21 protein-coding genes are annotated in these 22182 nt (G+C 70.4%); 11 read left to right on the plus strand and 10 right to left on the minus strand.

The features are described from left to right. The first annotated feature begins 33 nt into the window (after positions 1–33). Both AB0881_RS06945 and AB0881_RS06950 read left to right on the plus strand, forming a co-directional pair. On the plus strand, positions 34–480 hold the full coding sequence (locus AB0881_RS06945) for a carboxymuconolactone decarboxylase family protein (protein ID WP_366614894.1): 447 nt from the start codon (positions 34–36) through the stop codon (positions 478–480). A gap of 87 nt (positions 481–567) precedes the next feature. After that, positions 568–1254, plus strand: a complete 687-nt coding sequence (locus AB0881_RS06950) for a sulfotransferase family protein (protein ID WP_366614895.1) — start codon at positions 568–570, stop codon at positions 1252–1254. Between the two features lie 72 nt (positions 1255–1326). On the opposite strand, the gene AB0881_RS06955 is transcribed toward AB0881_RS06950, so the two are convergent. Together AB0881_RS06955 and AB0881_RS06960 are read right to left on the minus strand one after the other, a co-directional pair. After that, positions 1327–2712, minus strand: a complete 1386-nt coding sequence (locus tag AB0881_RS06955; RefSeq protein WP_366614897.1) for an NDP-hexose 2,3-dehydratase family protein — start codon at positions 2710–2712, stop codon at positions 1327–1329. A gap of 289 nt (positions 2713–3001) precedes the next feature. Beyond that, entirely contained in the window at positions 3002–3856 is an 855-nt protein-coding gene (locus tag AB0881_RS06960) for an AraC family transcriptional regulator (RefSeq protein ID WP_366614899.1), read from the minus strand. A gap of 136 nt (positions 3857–3992) precedes the next feature. On the opposite strand from AB0881_RS06960, the gene AB0881_RS06965 reads away from it, so the two are divergent. Then, positions 3993–5306 (plus strand): ACP S-malonyltransferase, encoded by a 1314-nt coding sequence (locus AB0881_RS06965; RefSeq protein ID WP_366614901.1) that lies wholly within the window; start codon positions 3993–3995, stop codon positions 5304–5306. A gap of 2 nt (positions 5307–5308) precedes the next feature. After that, positions 5309–6895: an acyl-CoA carboxylase subunit beta gene (locus AB0881_RS06970; RefSeq protein WP_366614903.1), complete on the plus strand. Its 1587-nt coding sequence runs from the start codon at positions 5309–5311 to the stop codon at positions 6893–6895. A 276-nt stretch (positions 6896–7171) separates the two neighbouring features. Here the strand turns inward: AB0881_RS06970 and AB0881_RS06975 are convergent, their stop codons facing one another. Continuing rightward, positions 7172–8014 (minus strand): AfsR/SARP family transcriptional regulator, encoded by an 843-nt coding sequence (locus AB0881_RS06975; RefSeq protein ID WP_366614905.1) that lies wholly within the window; start codon positions 8012–8014, stop codon positions 7172–7174. A 1105-nt stretch (positions 8015–9119) separates the two neighbouring features. Between AB0881_RS06975 and AB0881_RS06980 the strand changes: the two genes are divergently transcribed. The 5 genes from AB0881_RS06980 (at position 9120) to AB0881_RS07000 (ending at position 13658) form a co-directional block, all read left to right on the plus strand. Then, positions 9120–9896: an alpha/beta fold hydrolase gene (locus tag AB0881_RS06980; RefSeq protein WP_366614907.1), complete on the plus strand. Its 777-nt coding sequence runs from the start codon at positions 9120–9122 to the stop codon at positions 9894–9896. Between the two features lie 502 nt (positions 9897–10398). Continuing rightward, on the plus strand, positions 10399–11334 hold the full coding sequence (locus tag AB0881_RS06985; protein ID WP_366614908.1) for an ATP-binding cassette domain-containing protein: 936 nt from the start codon (positions 10399–10401) through the stop codon (positions 11332–11334). Then, on the plus strand, positions 11331–12161 hold the full coding sequence (locus AB0881_RS06990) for an ABC transporter permease (RefSeq protein WP_366614909.1): 831 nt from the start codon (positions 11331–11333) through the stop codon (positions 12159–12161). Before AB0881_RS06985 ends, AB0881_RS06990 begins: the two co-directional genes overlap by 4 nt. Before the next feature lie 145 nt (positions 12162–12306). Beyond that, a complete protein-coding gene (locus AB0881_RS06995) occupies positions 12307–13059 on the plus strand; it encodes a hypothetical protein (protein ID WP_366614910.1) in 753 nt (250 codons plus the stop codon). Positions 13060–13214: 155 nt separating this feature from the next. Further along, complete coding sequence (locus tag AB0881_RS07000; RefSeq protein ID WP_366614912.1) at positions 13215–13658, plus strand: DUF1801 domain-containing protein; 444 nt, start codon at positions 13215–13217, stop codon at positions 13656–13658. Between the two features lie 52 nt (positions 13659–13710). Here the strand turns inward: AB0881_RS07000 and AB0881_RS07005 are convergent, their stop codons facing one another. The 6 genes from AB0881_RS07005 to AB0881_RS07030 all read right to left on the minus strand — a co-directional run bounded on the left by AB0881_RS07005 (position 13711) and on the right by AB0881_RS07030 (position 19239). After that, a complete protein-coding gene (locus AB0881_RS07005) occupies positions 13711–13992 on the minus strand; it encodes a DUF2277 domain-containing protein (RefSeq protein ID WP_366614913.1) in 282 nt (93 codons plus the stop codon). 187 nt (positions 13993–14179) lie between these two features. After that, positions 14180–14614, minus strand: coding sequence for an ester cyclase (locus tag AB0881_RS07010; RefSeq protein WP_366614915.1), 435 nt, complete (start codon positions 14612–14614; stop codon positions 14180–14182). Between the two features lie 212 nt (positions 14615–14826). Further along, on the minus strand, positions 14827–15177 hold the full coding sequence (locus tag AB0881_RS07015) for an antibiotic biosynthesis monooxygenase family protein (protein ID WP_366614916.1): 351 nt from the start codon (positions 15175–15177) through the stop codon (positions 14827–14829). A gap of 88 nt (positions 15178–15265) precedes the next feature. Continuing rightward, the gene (locus AB0881_RS07020; RefSeq protein ID WP_366614918.1) at positions 15266–16033 is read right to left on the minus strand and encodes an SDR family oxidoreductase; all 768 of its coding nucleotides are present in this window, start codon (positions 16031–16033) and stop codon (positions 15266–15268) included. Positions 16034–16098: 65 nt separating this feature from the next. Continuing rightward, complete coding sequence (locus AB0881_RS07025) at positions 16099–18117, minus strand: BTAD domain-containing putative transcriptional regulator (protein ID WP_366614920.1); 2019 nt, start codon at positions 18115–18117, stop codon at positions 16099–16101. A 342-nt stretch (positions 18118–18459) separates the two neighbouring features. Then, positions 18460–19239: a cyclase family protein gene (locus AB0881_RS07030; protein WP_366614921.1), complete on the minus strand. Its 780-nt coding sequence runs from the start codon at positions 19237–19239 to the stop codon at positions 18460–18462. A 147-nt stretch (positions 19240–19386) separates the two neighbouring features. On the opposite strand from AB0881_RS07030, the gene AB0881_RS07035 reads away from it, so the two are divergent. Then, positions 19387–19824, plus strand: coding sequence for a nuclear transport factor 2 family protein (locus AB0881_RS07035; protein WP_366614923.1), 438 nt, complete (start codon positions 19387–19389; stop codon positions 19822–19824). Positions 19825–19970: 146 nt separating this feature from the next. On the opposite strand, the gene AB0881_RS07040 is transcribed toward AB0881_RS07035, so the two are convergent. Beyond that, a complete protein-coding gene (locus AB0881_RS07040) occupies positions 19971–20831 on the minus strand; it encodes a methyltransferase domain-containing protein (protein ID WP_366614925.1) in 861 nt (286 codons plus the stop codon). Between the two features lie 294 nt (positions 20832–21125). On the opposite strand from AB0881_RS07040, the gene AB0881_RS07045 reads away from it, so the two are divergent. Next, a complete protein-coding gene (locus AB0881_RS07045) occupies positions 21126–22169 on the plus strand; it encodes a methyltransferase (protein ID WP_366614927.1) in 1044 nt (347 codons plus the stop codon). Positions 22170–22182 lie beyond the last annotated feature (13 nt).

Genomic DNA, 22182 nt, shown 5'->3' on the forward strand with positions numbered 1-22182 from the left:
GGAGCAGATCCACGAATCAGAGGAGAGGATCCGATGTCACCACGGATGACCAACCCGTCCCTGGTCGTTCCCGACGCCCTGCAGCCCCTGCTCGACCTGTCCGACGCCATCAACAAGGCCGGGGTGCCGCAGCGGACCCTCGATCTCGTCCGGCTGCGGATCAGCCAGATCAACGGCCGCGTCTACACGTTTCCCGACGATCTCTGGAAGTCGGGGGACGCGGACGGGAGGCTCCTCCTGGTCGCGGACTGGCGGGAGGCGCCCGACTTCGACGCCGCCGAGCGCGCCGCGCTGGCGCTGGCCGAGGCCGCCAGCCGCCTCGACGGCCGCGAGGACCCGGTACCGGACGAGATCTGGGACGAGGCCGCCCGGCACTACGACGAGAAGGCACTCGGCGCGCTGGTCATGCAGATCGGCCTGGTCAACCTCTGGAACTGCGTCAACGTCTCCACCAGGCAGGCGCCGGCCGACTGGCGCTGAGCGACTCCGGGCCGCCCGAACGGGCCGCCCGTACGAGCCGGCCACCACCCATGGAACCGGCCACCCCGAGGAAGGGACACCGCATTGTTGAAGCTCATCAACGCCGGACTGGGCAGGACCGGCACGACGTCGCTGCAGGCGGCGCTGGAACGGCTCGGTTTCGGCCCCTGCTACCACATGTTCGACGTCATCGGCAGCGAAGAGCGGCTCGAGCAGTGGGAGAAGATCGTCTGCGAGGGGCGGGCACCCGACTGGGAAGCGGTGTTCGACGGCTACACCTCCGCCGTGGACGGTCCCTCCGCCGTCTATTACCGGGAGATCATGGAGGAGTTCCCCGAGGCCAAGGTCATCCTCACCATCCGCGACGGCGAGCTCTGGTACCGGAGCACCTACGACACGCTGTACCAGTTCGCCCTCAAGAGCAAGGAGCACCCTCCCGAGCCCGGGTCCAAGCAGGCACGGCTGTTCCGCGTGGTGAACACCATGATCTGGGACGGCCTCTTCGGCGGGCGCTTCTCCGACAAGGACCACGCGATCGAGGTCTTCCGCGACCACAACCAGGGCGTCGTCAACGACATCGACCCGGACAACCTGCTCGTCTACGACGTGCGGGAGGGGTGGGAGCCGCTGTGCGAATTCCTCGGAGTCGACGTGCCGGCGGACGACTTCCCGCGCGTCAATGACACCGAGTCCATGCGCGAGGTGATCGGCAAGATGAGCGGCCAGGTGGGCGGCCAGGTGAGCGACGGGGCCGGCCCGGGCGCCCCCGGCTGAGCGCGGCGGCGGCACCGGCACGGCGGGGGCCGGACCGGCGGGCCCCCGCCGGCCGCCCCCGCGCGGGCCGGGTCACGCGAGGACTCGCGTGCGCGTGTTGAGGACGGCGAGCAGGGTCCGGGCCTGCACGTTGACGTAGCGGCTGTGGCCGGCCAGCCAGTTCAGCTGCCCCGGGGTGATCCAGTGGTAGCCGGGCGGGGGTTCGGTGGGGGTCGTCGACTCGTCGGTCTCGACGATCAGGTAGCGGCTCTCGGCGTTGAGGAACCGGCCGCCCTCCTCGGAGTGCACCGCCGAGTAGCGGACGCGCGCCGGGTCCGCGTCCAGCATCAGGTCCAGGAGGGGCGGGCGGTGCGCCGCCGGCAGGTGGACGTAGTTCGCCGGGACGCCCTGGACGGTCGGCCCGATCTCGGCGGTGTCGAGGAAGCCGCCCTCGACCCGGGCGTGCACGAGGATGTGCGGCACCCCGTCGAAGACGCGGTACGCGAAGCCGACGACCCCGGGGCCGACGGGTTCGAACAGCGGCTGGGTCCAGCTGGAGACCTCGCGGTCGGCGCCCTCCACGGCGACCGCCACCACCCGGAAGAACCGGCCGTCGGCGCGGTGGATGGACCGGCCGTCGCGGAACCATTCGGCCACCTGGTTCAGGGGCGTCCGGCGGGCGAGGACGTCGTGGCGGGCCCGTTCCTCGGTGAACCAGGACAGCAGGTCGGTGTCGGACGACAGCGCCGTGCGTCCCGCGTGCGCCATCGGCGCGCTGGCCAGCACGGTGCGCGCGTCCATGTTCACCACGTTGTCCTGGTGGAGCAGCTCGCCGAGCTGCCCCAGCGTGAACCACTGGAAGTCGGCGTCCGCGTCGGCGACGGGCACGGCCTCGTCCACCTCGACGATCATGTTGCGATTGCGCTTGTGGTAGAACCACGCGCCGTGCTCGGACTGCAGGACGTCGGTGAGCACCCTGACCCGGTCGCGCTGGAGGAAGTACTCCAGGTACTTCACCGCCGCCCCTCCGTGCGCCTTGGTGTAGTTGCTGCGGGTGGCCTGCACGGTCGGGGAGAGCTGCACCAGGTTGGGATTGCCGGGCTCCATCTTCGCCTGCATCAGGAAATGGAGGACCCCGTCGAACTCCTTGGCCAGGATGCCGAGGATGCCGATCTCCGGCTGCATGATGATCGGCTGCTGCCATTCGGTGTCCGAGCGGACGACGTGCAGGCCCTCGACGGAGAAGAACCGTCCGCTGCGGTGCCGGAGGTCGCCGGTGTCCGCCGCGAACGACCAGCCGTCCAGCTCGGCGAACGGGATCCGCAGCACTCGCGCCCGGTGCGCCCGCTTCCGGGCGGCGAGCCAGTCCGGCACGTCGGAGGTCGGCATGCCGACGCCTTCGGCCGCCGCCGCGGAGCGGGCCAGCCGTTCGGCGAATCCGGCACCGGCGCGGGGCCTCAGCACTTCTTGGGTGGTCACGGTCGATCTCCACTTCGTCTGGTCGCGGAGTGTCCCTGTCGATTCAGCGGATACCGAGTGCCGGAATCTGCCGTCCACTCATATGGTGGGAGAGGTCCGGTCCGCCGGCATCTTCGAACGTGCCGTGATAACCCGAATCCGGATTCCGGTTCGCCGCGTTCAACCGCGCGGGGTCACCAGTCGAACGGGTGCACCACCGGGCCGGGAAAAGGTCACCGAGAATTGGCGCGGGCGTCGGTCGATCATTACTCCGATTTCCGGGTCGCGGACGGTGCGGGCGCGCCGCGGATCAGGACGGCGGCGGAACCGGCACCGGAGGCGCCGTCCGCCGGTGGCCGCCGGCGCGGCGCCGGCCCGCCGACGCCGCGCGCGGAGTGATGGCGGGGCACCCGGCGGCGGCCGCGAGGGCGGGCCGGGGTTCCAGATCGGGCAGCGCGAGCAGGATCGGCGGGTCGGCCGGCCGGCCGGCGCGCAGGCGCACCGCGACGCTGGTGACGTCGTCCGCGGCGACCGTGACCGAGTCGTGCCTGCCGACCAGGGAGGTCCGGTGGGCCCAGGGGTCGGGCCAGACCCCGTCGGCCACGCCCACCGCGTGCACGAACCAGTCGCCTTCGGGGACGCCCTGCAGCTGGTAGCAGGACGGACGGCCGCTGGGCACGTCGACGATGACGGCGGCGGCCGGCGGGTGCTGGACGATGGGGGTCCGGAACGCGCCCACGTACACGCGCGCGTTGCCGTGCCCCTCCGGCAGGCTGATCGTCCCCGCGACCGCGCCGAACCCGAAGCGCGGATCGGGCTGCGGCCGGGGGAACTCGAATCCCGCGGTCCGCGACAGCCGGCGGTACCGGCCGGGAGAGACCCCGACACTGGTCGTGAAGTAGTTGGTGAACGAGCCCAGGCTGTTGTAGCCCACCGCGAACGATATGTCGGTGATCCTCAGCGAGGTGCTCAGCAGCAGGCGCTTGGCCTGGTGGATCCGGATCGCGGCGAGGAAACGGCCGGGGGTTATTCCGGTGGTGTCCCTGAACAGCCGGGCGAAATAGAAACGGCTCAGCCGGGCGCTTTCGGCGATCTCGGTGAGCGACAGCGGCTCGCTGTAGCGCTCCCAGATGCATTCGATCGCCTTTTCCACTGCATTGTCCATTGGCACCTCACTGCGTCCCGTCCCGGCATCAAGATGGCGCGCGGCCGTCGCGGTCAACTCGAGCAGCACTAGTGGCGCACCCGTTGGGCAATCTAGGAGAAGGGACGCGCCCGCCGATTGGCGCACGCTGGGGAGCATGCCCGACATTAATGACGCGAATTCGACCGCCGCCGGCGGCCCGGCCCGGCCCGGGAACCGGCCGGATCCGGCCGCCGGCGAGCACCGGCTCCTCCTGCTGGACGCCGGGACCGCGGCGGGCCTGCGCGACCGCGCGGCGCACCTGATCGACCTGCTCGGGGAACCGGCGTCCGGCGGACTCGGCGGCCTGGCCGCGACCGCGCGGCGCGAACTCGCGGACCGTCCGGTGCGGGCGGGCGTCGTCGCCGCGTCGCCGGACGAGGCCCGCGAACGCCTCGCCAGGCTGGCCGCGGCGCTGCGCGGCGGCGACGTGGCGACCTTCGACGTCAACGGCGGGGTGTTCGCGGGCCGGGCCGGCGGCACGCCGGCGATCGGCTTCCTCTTCCCCGGCCAGGGATCCGACAGCGGCACCTACGGCGACGCGCTCACGAGGCGGTTCGAGTCGGCCGGGGACCTGTACCGGACCGTCCCGATACCGGCGGCCGGCGACCCCGCCGCGCTCGGCTCCGTCCAGCCGCGGATCGTCGCCTCCTCCATCGCGGGCGTGCGCGCGCTCGCCGAACTCGGCATCGAGGGGTCGGTGGCCGCCGGTCACAGCCTCGGGGAGCTGACGGCTCTGCAGTGGGCTGGGGCGATGAGCGAGTCCGAGCTGTTCGCGCTGGCGGCCGAGCACGGCCGGATCATGATGGACGTGTGCACGGGCGCCGGCACCATGGCGGTGATCGGCGGGCCCCCGGCGGAGGCCGAGCCGCTGCTGCACGGCGAACCGGTCGTCGTCGCCGGCTACAACAATCCGGCCCAGACGGTCGTCGCGGGCCCCAGGGACGCCGTCGGCCGCGTGCTGAAGGCCGCCGCCGCGGCGGGCCTCAGGGCGGCGGGCCTCCCGGTCTCCGACGCCTTCCACTCCCCCGCGATGGCCCCGGCGGCGGAACCGCTCCGCGCCCACCTGGCGGGAACGCGGTTCCGCCCGCTCGAACGGCGCGTCCTGTCGACCGTGACGGGGCACGTCCTGCCGCCGGCCACCGACCTGCGCGGCCTCCTGGTCAGGCAGCTGTGCGAGCCGGTGCGGTTCAGCCAGGCGGTCGAGCGCATGGGCGACGAGGTGAGCCTGATCCTGGAGGTCGGCCCGGGCCGGCTGCTGTCCGTCCACGCCGCCCAGACCTGCCCGGGCGTCCCCGTCATCCCGCTCGCCACCGACGGCGAAACGCTGTCCGGGGTGCTGTGCGCGGCCGCCGCCGCCTACGTGCTGGGGGCGCCGGTACGGCACGACCGCCTGGCCGCCGGCTCCACTCCGCACGAGGAAGGCGCGTGACCATGAGCGAACAGACCTCCGACGCGGCGCCGGGCTCGGTGCGGCACGCGGCGACGACCAGGGACCACGTCCGCCGGCTGGCGGAGATCCGCAAGCGGGCCGTCCAAGGGGACGAACTGGCCACCGAGCGGCAGCACGCCAAGGGCAAGCTCACCGCCAGGCAACGGCTGGAGCTCCTGCTCGACGACGGCTCCTTCACCGAGTTCGACCTGTTCCGGCGCCGGACGACCGGCCCGGGACCCGCGGGGCCCGCCACCGACGGGGTCGTGACCGGCTCCGGTACCGTGCACGGCCGCCGGGTCTTCGCCTACGCGCAGGACTTCCGCGTCCTCGGCGGCTCGCTCGGCGAGGTGCACGCCGCGAAGATCCACAAGGTGATGGACCTCGCGCTCGCCGCCGGCGCCCCCCTCGTCGCGCTGAACGACAGCGGCGGGGCGCGGATCCAGGAGGGCGTCACCGCGCTCGCCGGGTACGGCGGGATCTTCACCCGCAACGTCCGCGCCTCCGGAGTGATCCCGCAGATCAGCGTCATGCTGGGGCCCTGCGCCGGCGGCGCGGCGTACTCACCGGCGCTGACCGACTTCACCTTCATGGTCCGCGACACCTCGCACATGTTCATCACCGGACCCGACGTCATCAGGACCGTGACCGGCGAGTCGGTCACGCACGAGGAGCTGGGCGGCGCCCAGGTGCACGCGGCGTCGTCCGGTGTCGCGTCCTTCGTCTGCGACGACGAGGCGGCCTGCCTGGACGAGGTCCGCTACCTCATCTCGCTGCTGCCGTCCAACAGCCACGACCTCGCCCCGTCCTATGAGACCGGCGATCCGCCCGACCGGCGCTGCCCCCGGCTCGCCGACATCGTGCCCGCCGATCCGAAGATCCCGTACGACATGCGCGAGGTCCTCGCGGAGATCGCCGACCAGGGCGAGTTCATGGAGGTGCACGAGCACTGGGCGCCCAACATCGTGTGCGCGCTGGCGCGCATGGGCGGCCGCACCGTCGGCCTCCTGGCCAGCCAGCCGGTCGTGCGCGCGGGCGTCCTGGACATCGACGCCTCCCAGAAGGGTGCCAGGTTCGTGCAGATGTGCGACGCGTTCAGCATCCCGCTGGTCACGCTCGTCGACGTGCCGGGCTTCCTGCCCGGTGTGGACCAGGAGCACCACGGGATCATCAGGCACGGGGCCAAGCTGCTGTACGCCTACTGCGACGCGACGGTCCCCCGGGTACAGGTGATACTCCGCAAGGCCTACGGCGGCGCGTACATCGTGATGGACTCCCGGTCCATCGGAGCGGACCTGTCCTTCGCCTGGCCGACCAACGAGATCGCCGTGATGGGCGCCGAGGCCGCCGTCGGCGTGATCTACCGCAAGGAACTGGCCGCCGCCGACAGCCCCGACCGGCTCAGGTCACAGCTGATCGCCGAGTACACCGAAGAGCTGATGCACCCGTACTACGCGTCGGAGCGGGGCCTGGTCGACGACGTGATCGATCCCGCCGACACCCGCGTCATGATCGTCCGGGCACTCGACCTGCTCAGCGAGAAGCGGCCGGACCTGCGGCCGCGCAAGCACGGGAATCCCCCGATGTGACACGCCTCCGGCGCGGCGCGAATGATCTTTCGATGCCCCGTCGACGATCAATGCGAAACCCCCGGTGCGCGCCGGCCGATCATTGTGATCGGCCGCGTCACCGGGGGTTTCCGTTCCTTTCAGCGGTCCGGCACCGCCATTGTCCATTGGCGCCGCGGACCGGCCTTCGCGACGGGAACGTCGCTGCACACGCGGGGAGAATGCCGCTCAGGCCGGGTCCGCCGACGTCGTCGGGGGCGGCATCGCCGATCCGCCGCCGAGCCCACGGCGTCTCGGTCAAAGGACGCCGTCGGAGCGGCTCGCGGCGACCTCCTCGCGAGGCCGCGAGCCGGCCTCCAGCGCGGGATCACCCGACAGGATGGCCGCCTGCAGGCGCTGCAGCCGTGGGCCGGGCTCGACGCCCAGCTCGCGGTTCAGCACCGACCGGAGCCGGTGGAACGCCTGCAGCGAGCGCCCGACGTGTCCCGCCCGGTACAGGGCGGTCATCAGGAACGCGCAGAGGTTCTCGTTCATCGGGTTCCTGGCCGTCACGAGCGTCAACTCGCCCAACAGGTCCGCGTGCCGTCCCAGCGCCAGATCGGCCTCTATGCGCCGCTCCAGGGCCCCGAGCCGGCATTCCTCCAGCGACGCCGCCTCGATCTCCAGGACGCTGCCCATCCGGACGTCCACCAGCGCGGGACCGCGCCAAAGCCGCAGCGCCCGGCTGAGCTCCTCCGAGGCCAGGCGGTGATCGCCCGCCTCGGCCGCGGCGCGGCCGGCGAGCGCCAGCCGGTCGAACACCTCGACGTCGGTCTGGCAGGCGTCCTCCTCCAGGAGGTAACCGTGGTGGCGGGTGCTGAGCATCTGGCGCGCGTACGGGTTTCCGCAGCTGGCGGCGGCCAGTGCGTTGCGCAACTGCAAAATGTAAGTCTGCAATGTCGTTGCGTAACTGCGCGGTGGGCGTTCACCCCATAGTTCTTCGATGAGCGTCGGTACTGTGACGACCCGGCCTGCGTTCAGCGCGAGCAGTGCGAGGACCTGGCGTTGCTTGGGCGCACTGGTCTTGACCGGTGTCTGGCCGAGTCGAAGGGACAGGGCGCCAAGCAGGCCGATACTGAGTGGCCCGGGATCCGGGTGCATGTCGTCTCCCCCTTGTGCACGGGCGGATCATGTCCCAGTTGAGCATGCCTTCCAGGAGACCAAATTTCCAGTGAGTATCACCCCCGACTCGGCATGGACTTCAGGCAACGGCAAAACACTACGATGGGCGCCTCGATTTTCCCCGCAAGCTACCCGCGAATAGCGCCTCCGCAGGTCAGGCAAAAAGAAAGTATAATAACCCGGCACCCGCATTCCGCAAGGTAACATTCCTCTTACCCGCCCCTCGCGGGACCTTTTCATCCTTGGGCCGCGCGAGCTGCCTGCCGATATTGCGGGACAATGATCGTCTTGCACGGGCGCCCGACCTTGATCGGGCCGAGTGGATCTTGCGCGAGACGCGCCGGCCGGAGCAGGGCATGGCGCGCTCGCCCGGTCCGCGCAGCCGGGCGTGGGCGCGGTTGGCCTCTTTCCGAGATCCAGGCTCATTGCGGGGCGAAGACCACGCCGCCGGCCCCTGCGAGGTAGCGGCAGGTCAGCGACCACCCGGTCGCAGTGGACGAGAGTGGCGTCCAACACCCGCGACTCCTGGTTCCAGGGGCATGGTTGTGGCGATCAACCCGTCTACAGGCGGACGCCGCGGTCGTCGTCCTACCGTGCCCCCGCCCTCCGCCACAGCAGGGCCAAAAGGCTTCCGCGCCGATTTCCGCATGGACCTTCGATAAAGAGCATCTCGGGTGACGCGCACCTTGCTGCGGAGTCCACCTACTGCTAATCTACCGGCACAAATAAACGGGTCTGGAATCGCTCCCACAGCCTCCGGATCGGGCCCGTGGAAACCCGCTCACTAAACGTCTCCGAGTCCGAGACATAGGCGCTCGAATCTCTCGGCGCGTCTCTCACCAGCGCCTCCGTGCGCGTGACCTCGCTTTCTCGCCCCGCCCGGCGGCCCGAGCGGCCCCGGCCCACTCGCCTGATCGCGCATTGGCCTCCGAATGATCACTCCGGACGGCAGCGGTGATCCATTCCGGCCGGCGCACCGGCGCCGCGGCGGGCGATGGGGTGCGACCGCTTCTCGACCGGCCGTCAACCGGTGTGCCGGAAATTGACGGCGCGGAAACACTTTCATCGGCGAGAGGAGAGCGCGATGCGCAAGGTCGTTTCGCCGGACGGCACCACGATCGCCTACGAGAAGAGGGGCGACGGCCCGCCGATCGTGCTCCTCAACGGCGCGTTCCGCGATCACACGATCTTCGATCAGCTCGTTCCGGAGTTGGCGCCGCATTGCACCACCTACGTCTACGACCGGCGGGGACGCGGCGAGAGCGGCGACTCCCCCGCCTACGCCGTCGAACGCGAGATCGAGGACCTCCAGGCCGTGATCGGCGAGGCCGGCGGCCGGGCGGCGGTGTTCGCCGGGTCCTGCGGCGCGAACCTGGCGCTCGAGGCGGCCATGGCCGGCGTCCCGATCACCAAGCTCGCGCTGCACGAGCCCTACTACCGGGTCGACGGTCATCCGAGGCCCCCGGCCGACTTCATGGACAACCTCCGGGCGATGCTGGCCGACGGCAGGCGCGGCGAGGCCGCGGAGTACTTCCTCGCCGAGCTGATGGACCTCTCCCCCGAAGTGATCGCCGACTGGCGCCGGGGCCCGCTGTGGGCGGGGAACGAGGCGAACGCCCACACGCTCGCCTACGACACCGCCATCTGCGGCGACTACAGCGTCCCGGTCCGGCGGCTGGCCGGTCTCCGGACGCCGGCGCTGGTCGTCAACAGCGACGGCACCAGCGACTGGCTGCGCGCCGCCGCGCGGGCGACCGCGGCCGCGCTGCCCAACGGCCGGGGAATGGAGTTGCCCGGTTCATGGCACCGGGTGGAGATGGACGTTCTCGGCCGGGTTCTGGCCGAGTTCGCCACCGGCTGACCACCGGGAATTGGCGGCGCGTCAGCGGTCCCGATACGTCGGGAACGGCGTCTTCAAGATCGGTCTGTGAACGGTCAGGAATGGAGAAGCCAATCCCGTATCCGCCTCCGTAGCATCCGACGCATGGAGATCAAGTTGTCACAATGCCTCCCGGCGGTCGACGACCGGACGCGGACACCGTCCTCGAACCGCCTGCCGCCGGCCCGGGCGCCCCGCCCGCCGACGCGCAGACCATGATCGGGCGGCCGCCCGAGGGCCTGCCGCACGGCGCCGCCTTCGAGCGGATCCGCTCCGCGGGCGCCGAGATGCCGCAGGACCCGAGCGGCCGGCCGTACGGCGTCTCCGACCGCGCCCTCCGCGTCCCCTCCGCGTCCCCTCCGGCGACAGGCCGCGCTTCACCGAGCCGCGTCAGCGGTGAGCCTGTCCCCAGACCGGAACCCCGAGAGCGGGCTGTGCTGGTGCCTCGCTCCCATTCCCAGCGGCACTTCCCAGGACGGACCAGATGATCGAAGCCGTGAACCTCACCAAGCGGTACGGCGATAAGACCGCCGTCGCCGACCTTTCCTTCACCGTCGAGCCCGGCAAGGTGACCGGATTCCTCGGCCCCAACGGCGCCGGCAAGTCGACGACCATGCGCCTGCTGCTGGGCCTCGACCGTCCCCATGGCGGCGACGCCACCATCGACGGCCGGCACTACCGGGACCTGCCGCAGCCGCTCCGCAAGGTCGGCGCGCTGCTGGAGGCCAAGGCCGTCCACTCCGGGCGGAGCGCCTACAACCACCTGCTGTGCCTGGCCCAGACGCAGGGCATCGGCAAGAAGCGCGTCGAGGAGGTGCTCCGGCTGGTCGGGCTGCACGACGTCGCGCGCAAGCGGGCGGGTGGCTTCTCCCTTGGCATGGGGCAGCGGCTCGGGCTGGCCGCCGCGCTGCTCGGCGACCCGGCCGTGCTCATCCTGGACGAGCCGGTCAACGGGCTCGACCCGGAGGGCATCGTCTGGATCCGCACGCTCATGAAGGACCTGGCGGCCGAGGGCCGGACCGTGTTCGTCTCCAGCCACCTGATGAACGAGATGGCGGTGACCGCCGAGCACCTCATCGTCATCGGCCGGGGCCGCCTCATCGCCGACTGCTCGACGGAGGAGTTCATCGAGCGCGGCAGGAAGCAGACGGTGCTGGTGCGCACCCCGGACGCGGAGCGGCTGACCAAGGCCCTCGCCCGTGAGGGCGCCACGGTGACCCGCGACGCCGACGGCGAGCTGAGCGTCGCGGACATGGACGCGGCCCGGATCGGCGAGATCGCCGCGGCCGGCGGGCTCGTGCTGCACGAGGTCGTCCAGCAGCGCGGCTCGCTGGAAGAGGCCTTCATGCAGCTGACCCGGGAGAGCGTGGAGTACGGCGCCGCCGGCGCCGAGCCGAAGAGCCAGGGAGGTGCCGAATGACCGCCACCACCGTCGGCACGGCCGCGGGACCCGCGGTCGGCCGCGCCGGCTTCGGCCGGCTGATGCGGTCGGAGTGGACCAAGATCCGGTCGGTCCGGTCGACCGTCTGGACGCTGGCCCTGCTCGCCCTGCTCTTCCCGGGCTTCACCGCGCTGCTGGTCGGGCTGACCGTCGCCGAGTGGGACGCGATGACGGCGGAGGACCGCGCCCTGGCGGCCGCGGACCCGGTCGCGGTCATCCTCGGCAGCGGCTTCCTGATCAGCCAGCCGACCATCTGCGTCCTCGGCGTCATGGTGATCGCGTCGGAGTACTCCACCGGCATGATCCGGGCCAGCCTGCTGGCCGTGCCGGCGCGGCTGCCCATGCTCGCGGCCAAGGCGGCGGTGCTCGGCCTGCTGGTGCTGGTCGTCAGCGTCGCGACCGCGTTCGTCTCCTACTTCATCGGGGCCCCGATGCTGGAGGGCAAGATCTCGGTCTCGCTCGGCGACCCCGGGGTGCTCCGGGCCGTCGTCGGCAGCGGGCTCTACCTGACCGTGCTCGCCCTGTTCTCCCTCGCCATCGGCGCCCTCGTCCGGCACACGGCGGCCGGGATCACCGGGGTGATCGGGTTCGTGCTGGTGCTGGCTCCGCTGGTCCAGCTGGTGCCCGGAAAGGCCGGCGAGTACCTCCACTCCTACCTGCCGACGGAGGCCGGCCTGCTGATCGGGCAGGCCAAGCAGGCCCAGGACGACCTGCTCACGCCCTGGCAGGGGTTCGGGGTGTTCTGCCTGTGGACCGCCGTCCTGCTCACCGCCGCGGCGATCCTGCTCAAGCGCCGCGACGCGTGAAATAGAGCGAAGCGCCGCCGGTCCGCGGTGCCGTACACCGGCACCGCGGACCGGCGGCGCTCGGCTTTCGCCGCGGGTGTTTCGACGAACGATGGCGGCCCCTACAATCCTTGAAAGGCAAGGGTGCGGACAACCGGGAGAATGAGTGACCAAGATTGGTATTCTGGTGCACTGCCGACACCTTTCGACCATGGCCTGGGAGGATCTGGTAGGCGGCATACCGGAGCGGGACGAACTGGGTGACATCGCGACGCTGACCCGGGTTCTTCTGCAACTGGAGCCGACAGAACACGCCGAATGCGTCGTCATCGGCCGCGGGCCGTCATGGAAAGACGGGCTGGACGAGGGCCACTACACGAAACGGTTCCTGCTGGACAATTTCGACCGGCTTCACGAGTTCCCCACATTACGGCACCTGTTCGCGAGGCTCGGCCGGGAGCAGGTGGCGGCGCTCCGCGCGACCATGGAGAACATCATCGTCACCCGCGAGATCAAGAACACCGTGGACGAGATCGAGACCGCCGCGAAGCTGTTCACCGAGAGGGGCGTCGAGAAGGTGGTGCAGATCTCCGCCGCCAGCCACGCCCCGCGGTGCATCAAGGAGCAGGCGGTCGCGCGCGCCCGTGGCGCCATCCCCAAGGACCAGCTGTGGCACACCGTCGCGACGGACATGCCCTATCACGGCACGAGGCCGGAGGACGTGTGCGTCATCGAGCCGCTTCACCGGCGCGACCAGCCGATGACCTTCGTGCACCCGGGCGCCGCCGAGGTCCTCGCCGGATATTTCGCCTTGCCCGATGAGGACAAGAAGGCATTCATCACCCTGGTCGACGATTTCATGACCAGCAGAAAAACGCCGCGAAGCGAGGCGGCCGAAGCCGCCGGCCTTTGCCGCTAGGACCGGCATCGGCGGCACACCGCACCGGGAGGCGAAGGACGGCGGCCGACCACCGGGGCTCCTGCGGTATCGATCAGGAACGGAGAAGCGCCGGCGTCCCGGCGACGCTAGCGTGACGAGCACCGCACACCATCACGAGCAGAAGGGCGACGATCATGAGCGACGAGAAGTCGGCGGGTTTCTCCGAGCAGGAGCGGGCCGCGATGAAGGAACGCGCGGCGGAGCTGAAGAAGCAGTCGAGCCGCGGTCGCGGCGACAAGGCCGCCGCCGCCGAACTCGACGTGCTGTCGAAGATCGCCGAGATGGAGCCGTCCGATCGCGCGGTGGCCGAACGCATCCACGCCATCGTCACCAGCACCGCACCGGACCTGGCGCCGAAGCTCTGGTACGGCCAGCCGGCCTACGCCAGGAAGGGCAAGGTGGTCTGCTTCTTCCGCAGCGGGAACGTGGACAAGGAGCGCTACTCGTCGTTCGGGTTCACCACCGAGGCGAACCTCGACGATCTCAGCGGCCTGTGGCCCACCTCGTACGCCGTCACCGAGCTCACCGAGAAGGCCGAGGAGACGCTCACCGCCCTCATCAAGCAGGCCGTGAGCTGATCCCGCGAACCTCTCCGATCGCACCAGGAGACCCGCGGCGCCGGCGGTGCGGTCACCGTGCCGGACTGGTCCCGTAGCGCTCGGCGGCCCGGGCACGCGCCTTGGCGGCCTCGGCCTCTCGGTCGCGTGGAGGCGCCTTGGTCACCAGCGCGTCGAGCAGGGTGCGGGTGGCGTCGGCGACGGCGGCCACAGCGGCGTCGAAGGCCTCGGCGTTCGCGGCCGACGGGCGCGTCGACCCGCTGATCTTGCGGACGTACTGCAGCGCTGCCTGCTGGACCTCGTCCTCCGTCGCCGGCGGCTCGAAATTGTGCAGGACTCGTATGTTGCGGCACATGTCTCCAACATATGTGCGAACGGGCCGTCCCGGCATGTGGTGTCCCGGCCGGGCCCATGGCTCGGCGGGCGGGCCCGCGGCGTTCGGCCAGGACCCGCGCCCGCGCGGCCGGCCGGAGGCCGCGCGGATCGGGCATGTGCCGGCCGTCGGGCCCTCGCACCCGCAGGGCCGGAAGAAGCGCCCGGTCCTATGGCCGCCAGCCGCCGGCCTCCGGCCACGGCTCCCCGAGCTGCCGGTAGGTGCCCTGGTAGTCCGGCCAGTCCCGGTGATCCCTGATCTTCCCGTCCACGAACCGGAACAGATGGATCTGCTCGCCGGAGAACGGGCGGCCGGTGGCCGGGAAACCCACGAGATTCCCCACGTGCCGGCCGTAGAGAACGAGGTACGCGCGTACCCACTCACCGCGCTCCTCGATCTTGACCTCCTCGAGGCGCGCCTCCTCCGAGAAGGTCAGCTTCAGCCATTTGACCGCCATCGCGAAGGCCTGCGGCCCCTGCCAGTCCCCATGTTCCAGCGCGCCCGGGTTCAGATACTCCGGGTGGATGTACTCATCGACGTCGTTGGTGTCGCCGGTGTTGTAGGCGCTGACCATTCGACGCACCGCACGGATTTGATCACTCATCGCCATCTCCTCGGATGATCGGCTTTGACCTATTGAGCATCGCATAGCGGAAGTCGTCGATTAATCGACGCTCACTCGAATCATCAGCACGGATAAAGGCATTGAGGCACGAGTCGGCCTCGAGAGATACGCGGCATGTCCATCGGCGACGACGCGCGGCAGTGCGCTTCCGGAAATGCCTTGGCGCCCGGTCCCGCCCGGCGTGATGACACCTATTCCAGGCGCTGCGACGCCTCGGCGGCAGCGAAAGTGCGCCGCGGGGTGTAGAGACTCGACTCGCTGGTGCTCAGCGCGCGGAGCGCGGCGGCGTGCGGCCGGAATTCCGGGTGCGCCACGGCACGGCGAAAGGATTCGACGTCCCGCCACCGGGCGATGTTCAGGTAGCCGTCGGCTTTATCGAGCTGCCGGAACAGCGTGTGCTCGAGGAAGCCCGGCTGCCGGCCCATGAACTCGGCGGTCTCCGCGAAGACCCGCTCGAATTCCTCGGGCGCGGCGTGCAGGGTGAACCTGTTGACGAACGTGACCGTGCCATTCGCACCGGTCTCGGGCGCGGATTCCGACATCGTGGGCGATCCCCTCGTTTTACGTGCGGATACCTCTTGGGTGTGAACGGGTGGGCTTGCCGTCGCCGACCGGGCTCACGTCATGGGGTCACGTGACGGACAGGGCTCCGTCGAGCGCCAGCACCGTGCCGTTCACGTACTCGGCCTCGGGGCCCGCGAGCCGCGTGATCCACCACGCGATCTCCTCCGGACGCGCGATCCGCCCGGACGGGATGCGCGCGCGCATGTGCTCAAGGAACCCGTCGTAGGCCTCGGGGGACATGCCCGCGCGCACGCCGACCCCCGTGTTGACGATCCCCGGCGCGACACCGACCACCCGGATGCCGCGCGGCGCGAGCTCGACCGCCCAGGACCGGGTCAGGAAGTCGAGGGCGGCCTTGCTCGCGCCGTAGAGCGCGTTGTCCGGCCAGGAACGCAACCCGAGCGCGCCGGCGGTTCCGACGTTGACCACGACTCCGCGGGTCGCCTCCAGGGCGTCCAGCGCCTGCTGCGCGAGCAGGATCGGCGCGAACAGGTTGGTGCCGAACATCGCCTCGACCGTCTCCCGGTCGATGTCCGCCAGGCCCCCGAACCGGCCGACCGCGGCGTTGTTCACCAGGACGTCGATCCGGCCGAACCCGTCCAGGGCCGCTCGCACGATCCTGGCGGGCGAGTTCGGGTCGGTGATGTCGGCGACGACCGGGTGGATGTCGTCGTACCCCTTGGCGCACTCGTCCAGGGTGGACCGGCTCCGCCCGACGATGAGGACGCGCGCGCCCTCGTCCGCGAAGGCCCGCGCGGTCGACCGGCCGATGCCGGTGCCGCCGCCGGTCACGATCACAACTGGGGGGACGGTGTCGTCCGCTGCAGCTCTCATGGCGTCCGAACGTAATCCGCGCGACTCGAATCGAGCTGGAGTACACAGACAACGCCGAGGAGGCGTCACGGCCGCACATCGACCATCGGGTCGAGACTCAGCGTCGGGTGGGATTTCTCCGGCGGACGGTACTTGAGCGTCGCCGACAGCCGCTCGCGCGCATAGCTCCGCACCACCGTATGGAAGGCGTAGCGTGTCTCGCCGCGGCACCCGGTGATCCTGATCAAGTGATTGTCGACGATCCGCTCGATCACCTGTTCCACGGTGGTGCTCTCCCAGCCGAGCAGCTCGGCCGCGCTCTCGACCGTGAAATCGGCGGACGGGAGCATGCTGAGCAGCCGGAAGACGCTCTGCTCCAGCCGGCTGAGGCTGTCGTAGTTGCCGTCGAACCGGGAACGCACGTCGAGCTCACCGATGCGCAGCATGTCCAGCACCCGCGGTGACCGCGCGAGCTTGTCGGCCATCTCGCCGAGCGGAAGCTCCGGTCTCGCGGCCAGCCGGCCGCCTATGCATCGCAGCACGAGCGGGAGCCTGCCGCTCAATTCCGCGAGCCTCGCCGCCGCCCGCGGCTCCCTCGCCAGCCGGGCCGCCCCGACCATGCGGGCCAGCAGCTCGGTGGCCTCGTCGCCGTCGAGGATGTCGAGATCGAATTTCCAGTCGGCCGCCAGCGCGTGCACTCTGCGGCGGCTGGTGACGATCACCGCGCACCGGGGGTCGCCGGGCGACAGCTGGGCGACCTCGCTCGGGGACACGACGTCGTCCAGAACGACCAGGAGGCGCCGGCCGGCCGTGGTCGAACGGAACAGTTTGCTGCGTTCCCTCGTGGAATCGGGGATCTGGTCCGCCGGGATCCCCAGTGCGTACAAGAACCCGTACAGCGCGCCTGAGACGTCCCGGCCGCCGTCGGTCGAGCACTGCAACTCCGCGTAGAGCTGCCCGTCCGGAAAGTGCGGGCGGAGTCTGTGCGCGAGATGGACCGCGAGCGCCGTCTTCCCCACCCCCGGCATGCCCGTCACCAGTACCATCCGGGTCGCGGTGCGGCCGGAGCCGGCGTCCTGTTCCCTTTCCTTCTCGAAGGACGAGGTGATCTCGTCGATGATGGCCGCCCGGCCGGTGAAGTCCGCGAGGTCGGCGGGGATCTGGGCGGGAACGGCGGCGTGATCGAACGGTCCAAGGCAGGCGCCCAGGCCACCGAGATCGGCCACTTCACGCCGAACCGGATCGATCGTTTCGCGCGGCGGGCCGGCCCGGTGGCGCGTGGACGGCGGATCGAGCACGGAATCCGACAGCAGCGCCTGGTGTAACCGCTTGAGCTCGGGCCCCGGTTCCAGCCCCAAGTCCTCGATCATGTTGTCGCGGAGTACTCGATAGGTCTCGAGTGCCTCGTGCCTCCGGCCGGACCGGTGGAGCGCGATCATCAAGGATCCGTGCAGGTCCTCGCGCAGCGTATGGGTACGGACGAGGGACTTCAGCTCGCTGACGAGTTCACGGTGGCGGCCCAGGCGCAGGTCGGCTTCGATCCGCAGCTCCAGCGTTCGGAACCGCAGCTCCTCGAGGCGTGTCACGTAGGACGAGAGCAGTTTGCCCTGGACGACGTCGGCGAGCGCCGGGCCGCGCCACAGGCCCAGGGTGCCGTTCAGCACCTCCGCCGCGCGCTGGGGGTCGCCGTCCTCCAGCAGGCGGCGTCCTTCATCGGCCTCGCGCTCGAATCGCCGCAGGTCGAGCGAGTAGTCCGGAACCGTCAGCAGATAGCCGCCCGGACGGGTCTCCAGCCGTTCCCCCGCCCCGCAGCCGGCCATGATCTTTCGCAGTTTGTAGATGTACGTCTGCAGCGTGGTCATCGCGCTTGACGGCGGGCCGCTCTCCCAGAGCTCGTCGATCAATTCGGAGGTCTGCACGACGCGGTTTCCCCGGAGCAGCAAAAGGGAGATCACCTGTCGAGGCTTCGGTGCGGTCGGCATCACATCGCGATGTCCATGGATGATCTCCACCGGGCCGAGCACTCGAAAATCCATGGAAACCTCTACCTCAGTGCCGCGTGCGGACGAGTTCTCGGGCGGATCGAAGACAGGGATGTCGATCAAGGCGATCGTCCGACGCCGGGACCTCGAAGAACATCGCGGGAGCTTCTTTGGTGGACTTCGCCGTCGATGGCAGCATGCGGCTCGGACGTCGATAACCCCTCGACTCGTAGTCGAGGGGATTTCGATGAGGCTGCTTTCCCCGTGTCGGGCGGCCCGGCAGCGCTTCGCCGTCCTGCTGCGGCAGGACGGCGGCGAAGGGCTCTCACCCGCGCTCGATCGATCGGCGGCGTCGAAGCCGGGACCGGGTCCGGGGCCGGGTCCGGCGTCGAGGGCGCTGCGGGCGGAGGGGCCGGCTCGCTGGACGGGCGGCCGCGGCACCGTGGGCCCGGTGTGCGGTGCCGGTCAGTCGTCGATCAAGGCGACCGCTCGGGTCCATCCCGCGCCCGCGGAGGTGATCTTCACGGGAAAGCAGGCGACCGTGAACCCGTGCGGTGCCGGCAGGGCGTCGAGGTTGGCGAGTCGCTCTATCTGACAGTACTCGCGCTCTCTGCCTGCGAAATGGGCGGGCCAGAGCACCGAACGGTCACCCGTCCGCCGGTAGGCGGAGATGATGTGGCCGAACGGGGCGTCAAGACTGAACGCGTCCGTGCCGATGACCCGCACGCCCGCGTCCAGGAGGAAGTTCACGGCGGAGCCGTCCAGGCCGGTGAAGTCGGTGAAGTAGCGCTGCGTGCCGGCCCAGCTCGAGGCGCCGGTGTGCAGGAGCACGATGGTCGAGGGCTCAAGACGGTGGCCGATGCGGGAGAGTTCCTTCTCCAGATGGGAGGCCCCCACCGTCTTGGAGTCCACTGCGGTGAGGTCCAGGACGACACCGGGTGCGAAGAACCAGTCCAGCGGCATCTCGTCGATGTGCCGCGGCGTCCCGTTCCCGTAGCGGGCCCGCGAGCCGTAGTGCGAGGGCGCGTCGATGTGCGTTCCGGTGTGCGTGGTGAGGCTGATTCGATCGAGCGACAGGAACTCGCCGTCCGGGAGCTCGTCCGGGTCGAACTCCAGACCGAAGTGCGCGCGCATCTCAGCGGACATGTGCACCGCGCCCTCCCGCGGTGTCAGCACTTCATGTGTCACCGGGTCGGGCTCGTACTGGTCGGCGTTTATCGGCGAGGACAGGTCGACGATCCGCACGCTCAACCTCCACGGTAGGCCAAGGTCTCGACTCCCGAACGCTTGCATCCGTCCTCCGAGGAGCGGTGGAACATCACTGGACACCGGGTCCAGTGGACTTCGAGGTCGCCGCACCAATATGTCCGCAAGCGACAGAGAGGCCCGCCCATGTCCGTCAGCACAACGTCTCGGTCGATCGAGCACATCTACGCCGAGGTCCAGCAGTTCTACGCCAGGCACATGCAACTCCTGGACGCCGGAGAGGCCGAAGAATGGGCGATGACGTTCACCGAGGACGGTGTGTTCGCGCCGCCCTCGCTGCCCGAGCCGATCCGCGGCCGGGCGAACCTGGCCGCGGGGGCGCGCAAGGCCGCCGAAGAGCGCGCCGCAGCCGGCGAGACGCACCGGCACTGGCAGGGCATGATCGCCGTGGACCCGCGGCCCGACGAGTCCCTGCACGTGACCTGCTACACCCAGGTCCTGGTCACCCCCCGAAACGGCAGCACGCGGTTGCATCTGATGTGCGTGTGCCGAGACGTCCTGGTCCGTGAGAACGGCCGGCTCCTGGTACGCGAGCGGCGCGTCACCCGCGACGACAGGCCCTGACACCGCACCCGGCGGTCGCGCCCGGCGGGGCCGCCGGAGGGGCGGAGTCCGAGGCCGGCCGCCGCCGCCGATGACCGACGATCAGATCGAGCGGGTGGCCACCGGGCCCCTGGAGGGGGCGCCCGGCCCGGACGCGCGCCGGCCGGCTACCTGGAGCGCGTGGCGATGACGTACCGGACCGGGGTCTCGATGGTCAGCCGGCCGTCGCCGTCGCGCATGGCGTCCAGCCCGGTGATGAGTCGCTCGCGGAGCCGCTGCCGCGCCGGCGGTTCGAGATGCTCCCACAGCAGGCGCATGCCCTGCGTATGGGACCAGTCCACCCAGGACGTCCCGGACTCCGCGACCAGGTTCACCGGCTCGTCGTTCACCGCGACGGCCGTGAACCCCGCCCGGTTCATGGTGCGCACCAGCTCGTCCACGTCTCCCAGCCAGCTGTTGAACCTGCGTCGCAGGCTGTCGGGCCGCCATTCGGGAGGAAGGTCGGACAGCAGCGAGGCCGGGATCAACTCGGTGAAGACCGGCGGCAGGAAGGGGAAGGTGTCGTCGGTGAACACCGGGCTCGTGAAGCCGATGCGGCCGCCGTCCGCGAGCAGGCCGGCGTACCTGGCCAGGGCCGCGGGCGCGTCGGGGAAGAAGATGACGCTGTAGCTTCCCGTGACGATGTCGAACGAGCGCGCGGGCAGGTCGGGCTGCTCTCCGTCCATCACGGCCAGGTCCACGTTGGCCAATTCCCGGCGCTCGACCTCCTTCGCCACTTCGTCGATCATGGTCGGGGCGATGTCGATGCCGAGGACCCTGCCCTCGGGCCCCACCAGCTCGGCGGACGGGAACAGGGCCGCGCCCCTGCCGCACCCGACGTCCAGCACGCGCTGCCCGGCCTGAGGGGCGACCCGCTCGACCAGGCGCCTGCCCATGGGCGTGAAGAATTCGACGCCCATCCGATCGTAGGTCGCCGCGGCCCGGCTGAAGGCCGCGGTGACCTTTGTCTTGTAGGACGACGTGTCCAAGGCTTTCTCCCTGCTGGTGCGGAACCACCCGAGCGGGCTGGGACTCCCCCACCATGGCGGGGCGCTCTCAACTGGCGGTCGAGCGCCGCCGGTCAGCCCCGTTCCGCCGGTCCAGCCGCGCTCGACCCCACTGCTAGTTCCGGTCGTGACGATGGCCGCACGGCCCTACCTCCACCATCCGGGTGAAGAACGCGCGGACGTTCCGTTCACAGCCATTGGCGAGCACTCGCGCATGCGCCGTGGAGACCGCGCTCGAATCCGGCGACACCGAGCTCTCTGGAAGGAGCACCGCAGGTGGCTGGCACCCGACCTGAACCGCAGGACCTGGAAGTACTGCTGAAGCAGCTCGGCAACCTGGTGACGCCCATGGCCGTCCGGGTGGCGGCGACACTTCGCCTGGTCGACCACATCAACGCGGGAGCGCGGAACGCGGCGGCCCTCGCGGCGGTGACCGGCGCGGCCCCGGGCCCGCTCGGCAGGGTGATCAGACATCTGACGGTCGTCGGCGTCCTGGACGAGGACCCGTCGGGAACGCTCTCCCCCACGCGCCTCGGTCTGCTGCTCGCCGACGACCATCCCGCGCAGCAGCGCGCCTGGCTCGACCTCACCGGGGCCGTCGCCCATGCCGACCTGTCCTTCGTCCACCTCCTGGAAGCGGTACGCACGGGACGGCCGGCGTATCCGGTCATGTACGGCCTCCCGTTCTGGGAGGACCTGTCGGGCACCGCCGAGCTGGGCGCCTCGTTCGACGCGCTGATGTCGACGGACGAGGACGGCTATGACACGTCCGTCACCGCCGTCGACTGGGACGGCGTCCGGCATGTCCTGGACGTGGGCGGCGGTACGGGCGCACTGCTGATCAGGATCGCCAGGCACGCGCCGCACGTGCGGGGCACGCTGCTGGAACTGGCGGGTCCTCTCTCCCGGGCCCGCGAGCCCATCGAGAAGGCCGGTCTGACCGATCGGATCGCGCTGCTGGAAGCGGACTTCTTCGATCCGCTACCCGTGCGGGCCGACGTCGTCGCCGTCGCCTTCGTCCTGCTCAACTGGTCGGACGAGGACGCCCTGCGGATCCTGCGCAACTGCGCCGGCGCGCTCGAACCCGGCGGCCGGATCATGCTGATCGAACGGCTCGACCAGCCGGATTCCGCGGCGGACCCGTTCTTCGGCACGCTGCTGGACCTGCGCATGCTCGCGTTCTCGGGCGGCCGCGTGCGTACCCGTGAGGAGTACACCGCGCTGGCGGCGGACGCGGGCCTGGCCGTGGAATCCGTCGTGCCGCTCAAGTCCCCCGTCCTGCCCTTTGAGTTCTCGCTCCTGGTCCTGACATCGGCGTAGGCGAGGACATGTC

This window comes from Spirillospora sp. NPDC029432 (genome assembly GCF_040703975.1).
Taxonomy (GTDB): Bacteria; Actinomycetota; Actinomycetes; order Streptosporangiales; family Streptosporangiaceae; genus Spirillospora.